This window comes from Streptomyces sp. NPDC048420 (assembly GCF_040651535.1).
GTDB lineage: Bacteria > Actinomycetota > Actinomycetes > Streptomycetales > Streptomycetaceae > Streptomyces.
Genome location: NZ_JBEZKG010000006.1, coordinates 252,621 through 266,433, shown reverse-complemented (window position 1 = coordinate 266,433; position 13,813 = coordinate 252,621). Strand labels below are relative to the sequence as shown.

11 protein-coding genes and 1 pseudogene are annotated in these 13,813 nt (G+C 67.3%); 8 read left to right on the top strand and 4 right to left on the bottom strand.

Translation table 11 applies throughout. The annotated features are described in order from the left end of the window. Positions 1-3: 3 nt before the first annotated feature. Both AB0D34_RS12905 and AB0D34_RS12900 read right to left on the bottom strand, forming a co-directional pair. The gene (locus AB0D34_RS12905) at positions 4-1,122 is read right to left on the bottom strand and encodes a sugar ABC transporter substrate-binding protein (RefSeq protein WP_362660747.1); all 1,119 of its coding nucleotides are present in this window, start codon (positions 1,120-1,122) and stop codon (positions 4-6) included. 389 nt (positions 1,123-1,511) lie between these two features. Then, positions 1,512-2,216, bottom strand: coding sequence for an FCD domain-containing protein (locus AB0D34_RS12900; protein WP_362660745.1), 705 nt, complete (start codon positions 2,214-2,216; stop codon positions 1,512-1,514). 502 nt (positions 2,217-2,718) lie between these two features. Here AB0D34_RS12900 and AB0D34_RS12895 point away from each other — a divergent pair. Both AB0D34_RS12895 and AB0D34_RS12890 read left to right on the top strand, forming a co-directional pair. Further along, a pseudogene (locus AB0D34_RS12895) lies at positions 2,719-2,835 on the top strand (transcriptional regulator); the annotation flags it as partial. 163 nt (positions 2,836-2,998) lie between these two features. Continuing rightward, entirely contained in the window at positions 2,999-3,796 is a 798-nt protein-coding gene (locus AB0D34_RS12890) for an SDR family NAD(P)-dependent oxidoreductase (RefSeq protein WP_362660742.1), read from the top strand. 370 nt (positions 3,797-4,166) lie between these two features. On the opposite strand, the gene AB0D34_RS12885 is transcribed toward AB0D34_RS12890, so the two are convergent. Then, positions 4,167-5,441, bottom strand: coding sequence for a cytochrome P450 (locus AB0D34_RS12885; protein ID WP_362660739.1), 1,275 nt, complete (start codon positions 5,439-5,441; stop codon positions 4,167-4,169). 180 nt (positions 5,442-5,621) lie between these two features. Between AB0D34_RS12885 and AB0D34_RS12880 the strand changes: the two genes are divergently transcribed. Together AB0D34_RS12880 and AB0D34_RS12875 are read left to right on the top strand one after the other, a co-directional pair. Beyond that, a complete protein-coding gene (locus AB0D34_RS12880) occupies positions 5,622-6,866 on the top strand; it encodes an FAD-dependent oxidoreductase (RefSeq protein WP_362660736.1) in 1,245 nt (414 codons plus the stop codon). After that, complete coding sequence (locus tag AB0D34_RS12875; protein WP_362660733.1) at positions 6,863-7,282, top strand: HtaA domain-containing protein; 420 nt, start codon at positions 6,863-6,865, stop codon at positions 7,280-7,282. The genes AB0D34_RS12880 and AB0D34_RS12875 overlap by 4 nt, the downstream gene beginning before the upstream one ends. A gap of 14 nt (positions 7,283-7,296) precedes the next feature. Here the strand turns inward: AB0D34_RS12875 and AB0D34_RS12870 are convergent, their stop codons facing one another. Next, positions 7,297-9,564: an LLM class flavin-dependent oxidoreductase gene (locus tag AB0D34_RS12870; protein WP_362660730.1), complete on the bottom strand. Its 2,268-nt coding sequence runs from the start codon at positions 9,562-9,564 to the stop codon at positions 7,297-7,299. Between the two features lie 142 nt (positions 9,565-9,706). Here AB0D34_RS12870 and AB0D34_RS12865 point away from each other — a divergent pair, with 142 nt between their 5' ends. The 4 genes from AB0D34_RS12865 (at position 9,707) to AB0D34_RS12850 (ending at position 13,800) form a co-directional block, all read left to right on the top strand. After that, positions 9,707-10,138: a MarR family transcriptional regulator gene (locus AB0D34_RS12865; protein ID WP_362660728.1), complete on the top strand. Its 432-nt coding sequence runs from the start codon at positions 9,707-9,709 to the stop codon at positions 10,136-10,138. 156 nt (positions 10,139-10,294) lie between these two features. Continuing rightward, positions 10,295-10,510 (top strand): ferredoxin, encoded by a 216-nt coding sequence (locus AB0D34_RS12860; RefSeq protein WP_362660725.1) that lies wholly within the window; start codon positions 10,295-10,297, stop codon positions 10,508-10,510. Positions 10,511-10,549: 39 nt separating this feature from the next. After that, a complete protein-coding gene (locus AB0D34_RS12855; protein ID WP_362660722.1) occupies positions 10,550-12,874 on the top strand; it encodes a CoA transferase in 2,325 nt (774 codons plus the stop codon). Positions 12,875-13,053: 179 nt separating this feature from the next. Continuing rightward, complete coding sequence (locus AB0D34_RS12850; protein ID WP_362660719.1) at positions 13,054-13,800, top strand: SDR family oxidoreductase; 747 nt, start codon at positions 13,054-13,056, stop codon at positions 13,798-13,800. Positions 13,801-13,813: the final 13 nt, after the last annotated feature.

The window sequence follows — 13,813 nt, the reverse complement described above, 5'->3', positions numbered from 1 at the left end:
TGATCACTTCTTCTTCGCCGGGGGCACGTAGATGTAGTCGTCGGGATTGAAGGTGCCGATGTTCGTCTTGTCGTAGACCGTGACCTTGCCGAACACCGTCCGAGGCACGCGCCGGCCGTCGGCCACGTACTTCTCGATGGTGCTGATGATGTTGCGGCCCTCTTGCTTGGCGCCGGTGTCAACGGTCGCGGCGAAGTCCCCCTTCTTGATCGCGGCGTTGGCCTCGCTCATGTTCTCGTAGCCGACGACCGCGACCTTTCCCTGCAGGTTGCGCGCCTTGAGCGCCTCCAAGCCCCCGAGCGCCATTTCGTCGTAGAGCGCGACCAGAACGTCGATGTCGGGATGGGCGGTGAGCATGTTCTCCGTCACGCTGAGACCCTGGGCCCGCGTCCAGCCGGCCGGTTGGGAGGCCACCACCTTGATGTTGGGGTACTTGGAGATCACCGAGTTGAAGCCGCGCATCCTTTCCGAGGTGTGCGGGCCCGGCAGCCCCTCGAGCATGGCGATTTTCACGGTGCCCTTGTTCTTGTAGTGGTCGACGATCCACTGCGCCTGGGCTCGGCCGCCTTCGCTCTGGTCGTAGCCGATGTTGCTGACGTAGTACGGGCTGCACACCACCGGCGAGTTGAAGGTGAAGATGGGAATGCCCTTCGCCGACGCCTTCTTGAACAGCGGTTCCAGGGCGTTCTCGTTGTAGAGCGCGACGGCGATGGCGTCGTAACCCTGCGAGATCCACGCCTCCACGCTGCGGACCTGGTCGTCGGTGGCCGACTGGCTGGAAGGAGCCTGAACGTCCAACTTGACCTTGGACTTGCCGCCTGCGGCGTCGATGCCCTCGTCTACGCCGGCCAGGACCCGCTTGTAGTACGTGTCCATCGCCGTCGGGCTGAAGCCGATCCGCAGCTGGCCCTTCTTCTTGGTGGGAGGAGCCTCCAGTCCCAAGGACTTGACGTTCCCCTCCTTGGTGGCGTCGCACTTGGCGGCGACACCCGGCTTCGTGTCGCCGGATGACGACGAGGCCTCATTGGAGGTCGCACAGCCGGCGGCGAAGAAGGAGAGAGCGGCCCCGAAGGCCGCGGCCCGCAGCCGTGTACGTCTGCTGGAGCGTTGGGTACGCGTCATGGCTTCGACTGCCTTTCGTATGCGGACACGCGAAGCGGACCTTCGGAGTGGGGCGGTGCACGGTGGCAAGGAGTGCGCCCCGTTGAGATGAAGGGAGCAGCAGTGACAGGAGGTTCGGTGGTCGCAGATATGACGTCTGCGTCACCAGCGCGTGTCGCGGCGGTCACCGTTGCAACGAAAGTAGGGACCGGTGTGGGCACTGTCAATGAATTGGTCCAACAAATTTTCAGGGAGCGTCCGTCCTGGACCCACGCCCGCATTGGCGACAAAGCGGTGCCGGCCTGGATCAGTCCGGCTCTCGCCGTGCTTGGGACACGCGGAAGAGCCCGCGCGCCGAGGGCGCGCGGGCATGACGCTTCAGAGAGGGGTGCCGGAGGTCCCGGCCGCTGTCAGTCCGAGGTCTTGCCGGTGATCTGCCGCCATACCTCGTAGTGGTGTTTCACGGCGAGCGTCGCGGCATCAGGGTCGTTCGCGGCGATCGCGTCCGCGATCTCCTCGTGGACCGCATCCGTCGCCCGGCGGCGCGGCGTGCCGCCGACCTTCAGGTCTTCGGCCTGCCAGGCGGAGCGGCGACGGTCGTGCAACAGCCCGCGCAGTGCCGCTGACAGGCCATCCGTGAGCAGGTCCAGCACCGGGTTGTCGGCGATCCGGTAGAGCAGGCGGTGAAATTCGTAGTCGGCGCTGTCGCCACGTTCGACGTCGTCGGCCGATGAGGCCGCGTACATCTCGTCGATCTGGGCGCGCAGCTTGCCCACGTCCTGGGTGGTCGCGCGTTCTGCGACACTTCGCACGACCGCGGTCTCCAGCATTTCCCTGGCGCGCTCCAGTTCGGGTGTGGAGATCTGGCCGAACCTCACGGCCAGGTTGAAGTACAACCTGGCGAAAGCCGGATCGGGCGCCTCAAGGTAGGTGCCGCTGCCCTGCCTGCGCCGCACCATGCCCATGGCCTCCAGGGTCGCGAGCCGCTCACGCAGGGTGCCGCGACTCACGCCCAGGCGGGCCCCGAGTTCACGCTCCGTAGGCAGTCGGCCGGAGTTCTCGTCTGCGGTGGCCTGGGTCAACAGGTTCACCAGAAGTTCGGTCTCCGCGTCCATGCCCAACCCCTCCTCGCCCTCGTGGGGCCCTGTCGCTGTACTTCCTGACCATGCCGGAAGCACAGCGCGCGCTGCCCCGACCGGAGCACGCTTCGTCCACTGATCCTCGCACGGCGAATATTTGTTGGACCAATGTATCGCCCGATCAGTCGGAGCAGGGTAGCTTTGACGACGATGAGGATTGGTCCAACGAATTTCAGAGATCCTCTAGCGGGTCTGGAGCCCGCCTGTTACCGCACCACGCGACCGAAGGAAGAACGCAGTCGCAGGCACTCCTTGGAGTCCCCTTGCTCTTTACACCATCGAAACGGTCGGCCTCGCGTAGCTGCGTCAAGCACCGGGGGCCCTGTGGCGAGCCGGATCGCCCGCGAGCGCGTTGGCCTTTCCGTCCTGCGGCGACGCTCGGAGAGGGAATCCCGCTGACGTTGACCGCCATCCTGTGCCTGGACGCCGGACGCCACCGCGAGGACACCAGCACCGCAGAAATGGTCGGCGACTGGCCATGAAACGTGAGCGCTTTCGCCGTGGATGGGCCAACCGCGAGGTCCTCGACCGTACCTTCGACCACAAGCGCTTCCGCCACCGGGTCGTCAGGTCCCTGACCATCGACCACCAGGCCGTCACCATGCCCGGTGACGAAGGCCAGACCCACTTTCTCCACTGCCTGCCAACGAGCGAGCTTCCAAGGGCACGTGCAAGTTGTCGAACAGTCGGAACGCCGACGGCCCTGCCAAGAACTGGGCTTCCGGGCACACGAGGACCACACCCCATAGGAGCACACCATGAACGGCGCCCCCTCCCGCCGACCGCTGGCACTGGTGACCGGCGCCTCCGCCGGCATCGGCTACGAACTCGCCCTGCTCTTTGCCCGCGACGGTTACGACCTCATCGCCACCGGTCGCAGCGACAACATCCACAAAGTAGCGGCCGACTTCGAACACCACGGTGCCCAGACCATCCCCGTTCAGGCCGATCTTGCCGACCACCAGGGAGTGGAGAACGTCTGGCAGGCTGTCGCGAAGACCGGCCGACCGCTGGAGGCGGCCGTCCTCAACGCCGGTCGCAGCATCGGAGGAGCCTTCCTCGACACCGACCTGGACGACGAGCTGGGCCTGATCGCGCTGAACGTCACGTCGGTTGTCCACCTCGCCAAGCATGTGGCCCGGCACATGGCCGAGCGTCGTAGCGGCCGTATCCTGATCACCTCTTCGATCTCCGCCACAACGCCCACGCCCTACGAGACCATCTACGGTCCCTCCCGGGCCTTCACCTTCATGTTCGCCGAATCGCTTCGTCACGAGCTCAAGGAACACAACGTCGGCGTCACCGCCCTGTTGCCCGGAGCCACCGACACCGACTTCCACTCCCGCGCCGGCATGGACAACACCGCGCTCGGCCCCGGAGCCAGGAAGAACAGCCGACGTGTGGTCGCACAGCAGGGATATGACGCACTCATGGCCGGTAAGGACCATGTCGTCGGAGGCGACCGTGCCACCAAGCGCACTGCGTTGATCAACCGCGTACTGCCCGAACCCGTCAAGGCCGCCCGCCAGGAACGCTTCACCAAACCCCGTACCTGACCACCGACTTCGCCTACCGGCGGAAACCGCCTGGCCCACAGACCTGGCATGCCAGGCGCCAGACCGTCGCGCCGCTGACCGGCCGTCGAACGCCGCCTCGTCATGCTGTGATGAGTTGCGCAGCCGGGAATTCAGGCTTGCGTGCCGGCGAGGCGTCGCCACCCGCTACGACAGGATCCCGGACAGCTACGTCGCCGGCCGTTTCCTGTGCGCCTCGGCGATCTGGATCAAGGACCTCGCTCGGACCACCGATGGATCATGACTCGATACGTGCCCTGGTGGCGACACCGACGGGACTACCGTGACTGACGTAGGGCCACCACCCGAGTGGGTGGTGGCCCTACGTCAGTCACGGAGTCCCGAGGTCGGCTCAGGGGATGTGCACGGGAAGTCGACGCATCGCGTTGAAGCGCTCATTGGGGGTGAAGAACTCGGGCTCTCCGACCTCCATGTCCGGCAGTTTGGTGAGGAACTGCCGGAACAGGGCGCGAAGCTGTGCCTTGGCGACCGCGTTGCCGAGGCAGTAGTGGATGCCGCCGCCGCCGAATCCCAGATGCGCGGTCCGGCCGCGGGTCAGGTCGAACTTCCAGGGATCGGGGAAAGCCGTCTCGTCGCGGTTGCCCGAGCAGTAGTACATGACGACCTTGTCGTGCTTCGTGAGGGACTTGCCCCCCAGCACGGTGTCCTCCAGGACCGTGCGTGTGAACAGGGTGACCGGGGTGGTGTGCCGTACGAACTCCTCGATGGCTCCCGCGATGCGGTTGTCGTAGTCGTCGGCGAGCCAGGCCTTCTGCTCGGGATGCGTCCACAGCTGGTGGGTGGCCCATGACGTCGTCTGCTTGGTCGTGTCGTTCCCCGCGGCGCTGAGCAGCAGCGTCACTCCGCCGATCTCCGTGTCGGTCAGGGTCCGGCCGTCGATCCTCGTCTGGCCGAGAGCTGTCGCCAGGTCGTCCGCGGGATGCTTACGGCGGTAGTTGACCACCTCCACGCCGAGGGGCAGGAGGACGTCGAACTGCTGTTGGACGAAAGCGGCGACGCTCACCCCTTCGGGTCGTACGGTCGGGTCGGGCGCGTTGGCGAAACGGTCCCCGGCTTCGACGAACTCCTTGACCAAGTGATCCGGGATACCGAACATGTCCGCGATGGTCAGCATCGGCAGCCGCGACGACACCTCGTCGACGAAGTTGATGTCGCCGGCCCCGACCACCCGGTCCACGATCTCCTCGGCCCGCTGATTGATCTTCTCGATGAGCCGGTTGACGGCCTTGGGGGTGAACGCGGAACTGATCATCTTCCGGTACTGGCCATGTTCCGGAGGGTCCGAAGTCAGCATGCCCGGCCCGGGCTGAAACGTGGGGCGTACGTCGACGCCGAGCGCCGAACTGAAGATCTCCGTGTGCTCGCTGACGTACCGGATGTCGTCCGCCTTCACGACGGCCCAGAAGCCGGCTTCCCGGTTCGGGAAGCCGTGCGCGTCCATGGGTGGGTGCCAGCTGACGGGAGCGTTCGCCCTCAGCCGGGCGAAGGACTCGTCCCGTACTCGCCACGGCTGCGTCCAGAAGGCATCGCTCGAGATGTCCACATCGGTGTCGAAGGGGTGTTCCGTCGTGAACAGCTCTTGCGGCTCATGATGCCGAACAGTCATCTCTCCTCCTTTGGAGTCGACTTCGACAAATTAGAAGCTGACTCTAATGTATGCGTCGGTAAGTGGGCGGTCAACCCGTGTTGTTCGCACATAATTACGAGGTCAAGCCATTGTAGCTAGAGTGCCCTTCTAGTATTGTCCTCGAACGTGAATGCAAAATTCAGCACGCAGGACGCAAGGGTGAGCGGCAACAGGGGCGCCTTCGTGGTCGTCGGCGCGTCGCTTGCGGGGCTCCGGGCCGTCGAGGCCGCCCGCGCCGAGGGTTACAAGGGGCGGATCGTCCTCATCGGCGCGGAGCCGCATCTGCCGTACGACCGTCCACCGCTGTCGAAGGACTACCTGCTGGCGGGTGCGGCGCCCGATTTCCTCTCGACGGAGACCGAGCTGCGCGAAGTCCTCGATGTCGACCTGAGGTTGTCGAGCACGGCGACAGCACTGAACGCCGACGATCGGACGATCACCGTCGACGGTGCCGAGATCCCGTACGGAAAGCTGCTCATCGCCACGGGCGCCACGCCGAGAAGACTTCCCCAACTCGCGCCCCTGCGCGGTGTGCACGAGCTGCGCACGCTGGACGACGCGGAGCGCGTGCGGAAGGAGATCTCCGCCGGTTGCCGTGTGGCCGTCATCGGAGCCGGCTTCATCGGCGCGGAGACCGCGTCCTCGGCGAAGCACCGGGGCGCGGATGTCGTCCTTCTCGAAGCGGCTGAGGCACCGCTGGTACGCGCCCTCGGCGAGACCGTCGGCAGCGCCGCCTCCGCGCTCCACGAGCGAAACGGTGTGCGGCTGGTCCTGTCCGCCCGGGTCGAGGGTTTCGTGGGACAGGACGCCGTGCGCGGTGTCCGGCTCGCCGACGGGGAGGTCGTACCTGCCGACGTGGTCGTCATCGGCGTCGGCGTGGCTCCGGCCACCAAGTGGCTGGAGGGCAGCGGTGTCGAGCTGCATCCTGGTGACGGCGGAATCCAGTGCGACCCGATGCTGCGCACGTCGGTGCCGGACGTCTACGCGGCCGGTGACGTGGTCCACTGGCCGAACGCCATCATGGACTCCACGATGCGGTTGGAGAACTGGACGAACGCGGCCGAGATGGGTCGTCATGCCGCACGCAACGCCCTGTGGCCGGAGACGGAAGTGCCGTACTCGACCGTGCCGTACTTCTGGAGCGACTGGTACGGGCAGCGGCTCCAGTTCGTCGGAACCGCCGACGCCGACCACGTCGAGTTCGTCTCCGGCGATCCGAAAGCCGACAGATGGGTCGCCCTGTACCGGCAGGGGGGCCGACTCGTCGGCGCGGCGGCTCTCAACGAGCGCCGCAAGATCATGAAGTACCGGCGGATGATCGCTGAGAGGCTGCCGTGGGAGGAAGCCCTCACGCGGTTTCCGCCGGATTCCCCGGGACGGATCGCAGGCGGGTCCACCCCATGACGGCGTCCGCTCTGATCTGGGCGGTGAAGGAGTCCTTCACCGCCTACGTCCGTTCCTTCGGCGCGATCGAGCTCACACGGCCTGCGGAGGAGACCGCCGACGGCTTCCGCTTCCCCCTCGCGACAGTGGAGGGGGACGTACTGAAGTTCGTCGGTGCGGCGATTTTTCGTGCGCACGCCGGGCTGCTCGATGTCGTCGTGGCCGATCCCTGGTTGCACACGTCCGGCACCGGTTGGTTCATCTCGGTCGCGGACGTCTCGCAGCCGACAGGCCCGCGTACCCGAATCGCTTCTCTGCCCGGCCCACCGGCCGCCGTTCTCGGAGCGCACGACGCTGTTCTGACGCGCGACGGCACCCCGTTGTTCGACCACCAGTACCGCACGGGCGAAACGTTGGCGCCCGTGCGGGTCGAATGACACGGTGGCCGCCTTCAGCTCTCGACCGGGACGGCGGGGGTGATGGCGAAGTTGCTCCGGAAGACGTTCTCCGGGTCATAGGCGGCTTTGGCCCGCCGCAGCCGTTGCAGGGTGGCCGCCGGGAAGGCCTTGGTCAGCGCCGCCGCGTGGTCATGTGTCTCGAAGCTCAGATACAGGCCGGACGTCGGAAGTTTCCGCCACTCGCGGTCGGCCCGCTCCTCATGGCGGCGCCGGATGACGGCGGTGAGGGAGAAGTTCTGGGTGCGATGGGCGTACGCCGTGGCGTCGGCCGGCACGTCGTTGACCGCTCCGCCGACCGAGCGGATCTGGACGTAACCGGTGTCCCCCCGCTCCAGCAGGCCCGCCAGGACAGCCGCGGTTGTGGCGTCGATGTGGTCCACCAGTCCGCTCCGGCTGCGGAAGAGGGACTGGCCCCCGTCGTGCGGGGCGTTCATCGGAGCCACGACCGCCGAGTACGGCAGGAGCCGTGCGGTCTGCTGGAGGACCGGGGCGATGGGCAGAAAGCGTTCCAGTATCTGAGCCGCCCGCTCGGTGTCGTCGCCGGCCCAGACGGCGTACGTCTGCGCGACCCGCCGTCCGCCCTGCTGCACCACCTGGAGGAACGGGGTCAGCTCACGCGGGGACGCCTCCACCAACTCGCCCCAGCTCCCGAGGAAGTCGGCGGCGTCGGTGGCGTCGTGCAGGATCTGGGCGAAGATGACGTCGCCGAGTTCGGTGGCCTCGATGTCGAACGAGGTGACGATGCCCATGTTGGCGCCGGCACCGCGCAGGGCCCAGAAGAGGTCGGGGTGGTGCTCGGAGTCCGCGCGCACGACGGCGCCGTCCGCGAGTACCACCTCCGCGCCCCTGACATGGTCGATCGTCAGGCCGTACGAACGGCCGAGCAGGCCCTGTCCGCCGGTGGTCGCGAGCCCGCCCACGCCCACGTCGCCGCTGTCACCGGAGCCGATCGCGAGGCCGTGCGGGGCGAGTGCGGCCGCGACGTCACCCCATCGGGCGCCGGGACCGATCCGCACCAGGCGCCGCTCGCGGTCGAGGATCTCGACGCTGTTCAGGGCGCCGAGGTCGATGACGGTGCCGCCGTCGTTGGTGGAACGGCTGCTGATGCCGTGGCCGCCACTGCGTACCGCCATCGGCAGGCCCTGCGCGCGGGCGTAGCGCAGGGCGTCCGAGACCTCGTGGACCGTGGTGGGGCGCAGCACGAGTCCGGGGGAGCCGGGCCAGAGGTAGGTGGAGCGCACCTTGGGATAGTCGCGGTCACCGGGTTCGACGGCCCGCTCGGCGAGGTTTGTGGGAACGCCGTCGTAGTCGATGCCGTCGCGTCGGTTGGCCAGGACGGAGGCCGGACGGACGCGGCCGGTGCGGGTGCCCGCGGATTCTCGCTCGGCGGCGACCTGTTCCCGCAGGGCCGGCGCCACCTCCTGGGCGAAGGTCTCCAGTGACACCGGGTCATCGGAACCGAAGACGAACGTGCTGAAGCCGCCCTCCAGCACGAGCGGCAGAAGCTGCTCCACCCACTGCTCGGGAGGTCCCTGGAACTGCTGGGCAGACGTGCCGAAGGTGCCCGAGACGTTGAGCAGCCGGCGGATCTCGCGTGGGTCGCGGCCGTGTCGCTCGGCGGCCTCGTCGATGATCGCGTTGGCCTCGGGAATGGTCGGTGAGGACACGTACCCGAGGCTGGGCAGCCAGCCGTCGGCCTTCTCCCCGACGAGGCGCAGCATGCGGGGCTTGTAGGCGCCCAGCCAGATCGGCACGTCGTGCGCCGGTGCGGGACCCCGCTTGGCGCCCTTGACCTGGTAGTACGTGCCGTCGACACGCAGTGCTCCGCCCTCGTCGGCCGCCCAGACTCCGCGCATGACGTCGATCGCCTCACTCAGCGCCTGGACACTCTCGCCCGGCGACAGCCGGCGCCCGCCCATCGCCTCGATGGCGTCCCAGAAGGCGCCCGCACCCAGGCCGAGGTCGACCCGGCCACCCGACAGTAGGTCGAGACTGGCCACGGAGCGGGCCAGGACCGCGGGGGGCCGCAGCGGCAGGTTGGTGACATTGCCCGACAGGTGGATGCGATCGGTGCGGGCGGCGACCCAGCTCATCAGCGTCCAGGCGTCGAGGAAGGTCGGCTGGTACGGGTGGTCCTGGAAGGTCACCAGGTCCAGGCCTACCCGCTCCGACAGGACTGCCAGGTCCACCACGGCCTGCGGGTCCTTGTTCTGGGGGGTGAGAAACGACCCGAAGCGCAGGTCGTGGCCGTAGTCGGTCATCGCGTGACTCCCGTCTCAAGTGCGCCGTACTGACGGCTCCAGCCCTCGCGGGGGCCCGTCTTTCATGGACGCTAGCAGATCATTGAACATCACCAACGATCTGCTCATTCCCATCATTGTCCTTGATTGATAGAATCGTGAAGTGATCATCGACCGCATCAGCTTCGCTCTGGCTCACTCCGGCAAGGTCGTCGAGACGGCGATCCGGCAGGTCCTCGCCGAGCAGGGCCTCAAGCTCAGTCACGCGCATGTGCTGGGCCTGCTGGCCGATCGCGAGCGGTTGAGCCAGCAGGCGTTGATCGAGGAACTGCGGGTCGATCCCAGCGTGTTGGTCACGCTGCTCAACGTCCTTGAGGGTGACGGGCTGGTCGCCCGTCGCCGCGATCCCTCCGACCGGCGCCGACATGTCGTAGAGATCTCCGATCGTGGGACGGCCCTGGTCGCCCAGGTCGACAGTGCCGTACAGGCTGCCGAGGCGGAGCTGTTCGGCGGCCTCGACGAACAGGAACTGTCCACCCTGCGCCGACTGCTCGACCGTGTGAAGGGTGCGAAGACCGACGCCTGCGCGGACTGAAGCGGCTGACGCCACCAGTTCGACACGTGCCGATCACGCATGCCTGCAACCGGCTCGCATGCCTCGTCAGCCGCTGTTCGCCGCCCTCTCCCGTCACCTCGGTGATGCCGGAACGGAGGTTCACTTTAGAGCGACCTTCTAGTACGCTCCTCTGGTATGACAGCTGACATCAGTGCAAGGATCGTTGTCGATCGCGACCGATGTACCGGTATCGGGATCTGTGAGTCGATCGCCGACGACTACTTCGAAGTCGGAGACGACGGGACGCTGGAACTGGCGCGTGATCAGGTGCCGCACGGCGATCTCGAGCGGTTGCGTGAGGCGGTGCTTGGATGCCCGGCCCGTGCGTTGACGCTGACAGAGCAGCCGTGAGTCCTGCGACGGATCGCACTTCTCAAGGGAGAGAAGCAGATGGCCGTAAGCGACGAAGTCACCCGGGGAATGCTGGGCGACGTGCGCGTTCTCGACCTGGCGGAAGGGGGAGCCGGTTCACTGGCAGCGGCGATCCTCGGTGACTACGGCGCCGAAGTCCTCAAGGTCGTGGCGCGGGACCCCCGCCGGGAGCCAACCGATTCGCTGCCCGACTGGCTGGTTCGGAACCGATCGAAAACCCTTGTCCACGCGGACGCCTCTGCTGCGGCCGACCGCGCCGAGATCGGGCGGCTCGCGGATTCCGCCGACGTGGTTGTCGTAGACACGCTGGACAGACTGACGGCATTCGGTGTCCATGCCGACAGCCTGGGCACGCGGCGGCTTGTCGTCCTCACGCCTCCCTACTTGCCCGACGGAGCACCATGGTCCGGGGAGGGCGAATCGGCGGAGCTGCTCAGCGCGATATTCGGACTGTCGGCCTACCAGGCGTCGTATCCGGGCAGTCCGGTCGACGCCGTCTATCCCTACCTCGTGCAGGCGCACGGCGTATGGACGGCGACGTGCGTCGTGGCCGCCCTGGTGGAGTACCGGTACACCGGCCTCGGGCAGCTGCTGACCGTGAGCGGGTTCAACGCGGCGGCCGTCTTCGGTGACCCCGTCATCACGCGGCCCGAGGACGAACCCGACCCCGACCGGGGTATCGGCCCCGAGGGCCTCAACCCGATGTACACGAGGTATCAGGCGGCCGACGGTGAATGGGTCTTCGTCGGCGGACTCGGCCCGAAGTTCGCCAACCTGGTGATCGACATCGTCGGTCTGCGTGAGCTCCTCGACGATCCGCGCATCGGGGGGAGGATCGAGCGCCTGTGGCACATCGACAACAGCCGGTGGGTGATGAAGGCGTTCCAGGAGCGGTTCCTGAACCGCCCGGCCGCGGCGTGGGTCGAACTGCTCGAACGCGGTGACGTTCCCTGCGTCCAGCTTGCCCGCCGCGAGGAATGGTTCCGGTCGGAGCAGATGAAGGTCATGGACCAGCGGATCAGCCTCTTCGATCCTGTGCTGGGCGGGATCCACATGACGGGTGCCGTCGTGGACTCGGTGACGGTGCCCGCTGCCGTCTCGGCCACGTCCGGCGCGATCACCGTCGCCGCCGCGCAGTGGCATGTCACCCCAGGCACTCCCGCCACGGCCCGGCCCGCGGCCGACGGCGGTCAGGGTCCGCTGGCCGGCTACCGAGCCGCTGTCTCCGGCTCCTACGTCGCCGGGCCCTACGTCGGCCGTCTGCTGGCCGAGCTGGGTGTCGACGTCATCAAGGTCGAACCGCTGGTCGGTGATCCGTGGCGCATGCAGGGCTTCAGCCTCAACCGCGGTTACCGGTCGATCGCGATCGACCTGTCCGGCCAGGACGGAAAGCAGGCGCTGGGCCGGGTGCTCACCTCCTGCGACGTGGTCGTCGACAACTTCCGACTCGGTGTCACAAAGCGACTCGGCATGAGCCATGAGGACCTCGCCGAGGACAGGAAGGACATCGTCACGGTTTCGGTGACGGCCTACGGCGAGCGGGGACCGTTGGCCCACAAGCCCGGCTACGACGTCGTCGTCCAGGCGGCGGCCGGGATGATGCTCGCGCAGGGCGGCGACGACGAGCCCGTCCCGTACTCGGTCCCTCCCAACGACATGACGACCGGAGTGTGCGGGACTCTCGCCTCGGTGCTCGGTATCTACCACCGGGCGATGACCGGGGAGGGACAGCACCTGTCGACCTCGCTCGCGACGACGTCCGTGTTCCTTCAGTCGGCGGATCTCGTCGAGTACGCGGACCGCCCGGCGGGCCGGTGGGGCGGGCGGGACTACGCCGGGCCGGGGCCCACGGACCGCTTCTATCCCGTGAGGGACGGCTATGTGCGCCTTCAGACAGCGGTCATGGAGCCCGAGAAGTGGCGCGCGGCCGGAATCGACCTGGACGACACGGCACTGCGATCGGACCCGGTGACGGAGATATCCCGGGTGCTCGCGTCATGTACCCGCGAGAGCGCGCTCGCGAAGCTCACCGCCGCCGGCGTTCCGGCCGTGCCGGCGCGGCGCGCGTCGGAAGTGGCGACGGACGCCGGGCTGCATGCCCGGAACCTCCTCGGCATGTTCACCGCCACGGACGGGCGCCGCTTCGTCACCAACGACCGGCTCGCGGGGTTCTCCCGCACAGCCGTGGACACGTATTTCATGGCGCCCGGTCTCGGCGAACACTCCGTCGAACTACTGGCAGAGAGCGGCGCGACCGCCGAGGAGACGGAGTCGCTCATCCGGTCCGGCGTCGTCATCGACGGTTCCCCGATCGACATCACCTACCTGCCGCCCTACCGATGAGACGGCCGTCGAGGCTCTCTCACGAGCTTCGTGTGTGGGTGTTCATTGAACGAACAAGATGTACTCGTCCGCCGCCTCGACGCACAAGATCTAAGAGTGACGGCCTTGCGGCACCGGGTGCTTCATGGGGCAGTGCCCGCTCTGGCTGTGTGCGAACGCCGACCAAGGAGACATGAGCCATGGCTGGACGACTGGCGGGCAGGACCGCCGTTGTGACCGGAGGCAGTACCGGCATCGGGCAGGAGATCGCCCGGAGGCTCGCGGCAGAGGGAGCGGACATCGCGGTCGCGGACGTCGATCCGGCGGACGAGACGCGGGAACTGGTCACGCGGACAGGCCGTCGGTTCTTCAGCGACAAGGTCGACGTCTCGGACGAGGAGGCGATCAACGGGTTCGCCGGGAGGGTCCGCAGCGAACTCGGCTCCGCCGACATCCTGGTGAACAACGCGGCCGTGGTTCTGCTGGCCGACCTCGACCATGTGACCTACGACGACTGGCGACGCACCTTCGCCGTCAACGTGGACGGTCCCTTCCTGGCCTCCAGGGCTTTCCTTCCGGACCTGAAGAAGTCCGGGTCGGGACGGATCATCAACATCACCTCGTCGAGCTACTGGACCGCGCCGCCGCCCTTCGTCTCCTACGTCTCCGCCAAGGGCGCGCTGAACGGCCTCACCTCCGTCCTGGCCGCCAACCTCGCCGCTCACGACATCACCGTCAACGGCGTCGCGGCGGGTCTCGTCCGGACCGCCGCGGCCCTGGAGAACACCAGCGAGGCCTTCTTCGAGCAGGCTGTGCAGGGGCAGAACATCAAGCGGGTGCAGATGCCGGACGACGTCTCGGGCGTCGTGGCGTTCCTCGCCTCCGACGACGCCGCGTTCATCACGGGGCAGATCGTCGTCGCGGACGGCGGCAGCACACGCCGCTGAAAAGCTCGGTGGA

Coding starts and splice junctions, on each gene's coding strand:
- AB0D34_RS12905 (WP_362660747.1), bottom strand. CDS start 1,122: ATGACGCGTACCCAACGCTCCAGCAGACGTACACGGCTGCGGGCCGCG.
- AB0D34_RS12900 (WP_362660745.1), bottom strand. CDS start 2,216: ATGGACGCGGAGACCGAACTTCTGGTGAACCTGTTGACCCAGGCCACC.
- AB0D34_RS12890 (WP_362660742.1), top strand. CDS start 2,999: ATGAACGGCGCCCCCTCCCGCCGACCGCTGGCACTGGTGACCGGCGCC.
- AB0D34_RS12885 (WP_362660739.1), bottom strand. CDS start 5,441: ATGACTGTTCGGCATCATGAGCCGCAAGAGCTGTTCACGACGGAACAC.
- AB0D34_RS12875 (WP_362660733.1), top strand. CDS start 6,863: ATGACGGCGTCCGCTCTGATCTGGGCGGTGAAGGAGTCCTTCACCGCC.
- AB0D34_RS12870 (WP_362660730.1), bottom strand. CDS start 9,564: ATGACCGACTACGGCCACGACCTGCGCTTCGGGTCGTTTCTCACCCCC.
- AB0D34_RS12860 (WP_362660725.1), top strand. CDS start 10,295: ATGACAGCTGACATCAGTGCAAGGATCGTTGTCGATCGCGACCGATGT.
- AB0D34_RS12855 (WP_362660722.1), top strand. CDS start 10,550: ATGGCCGTAAGCGACGAAGTCACCCGGGGAATGCTGGGCGACGTGCGC.
- AB0D34_RS12850 (WP_362660719.1), top strand. CDS start 13,054: ATGGCTGGACGACTGGCGGGCAGGACCGCCGTTGTGACCGGAGGCAGT.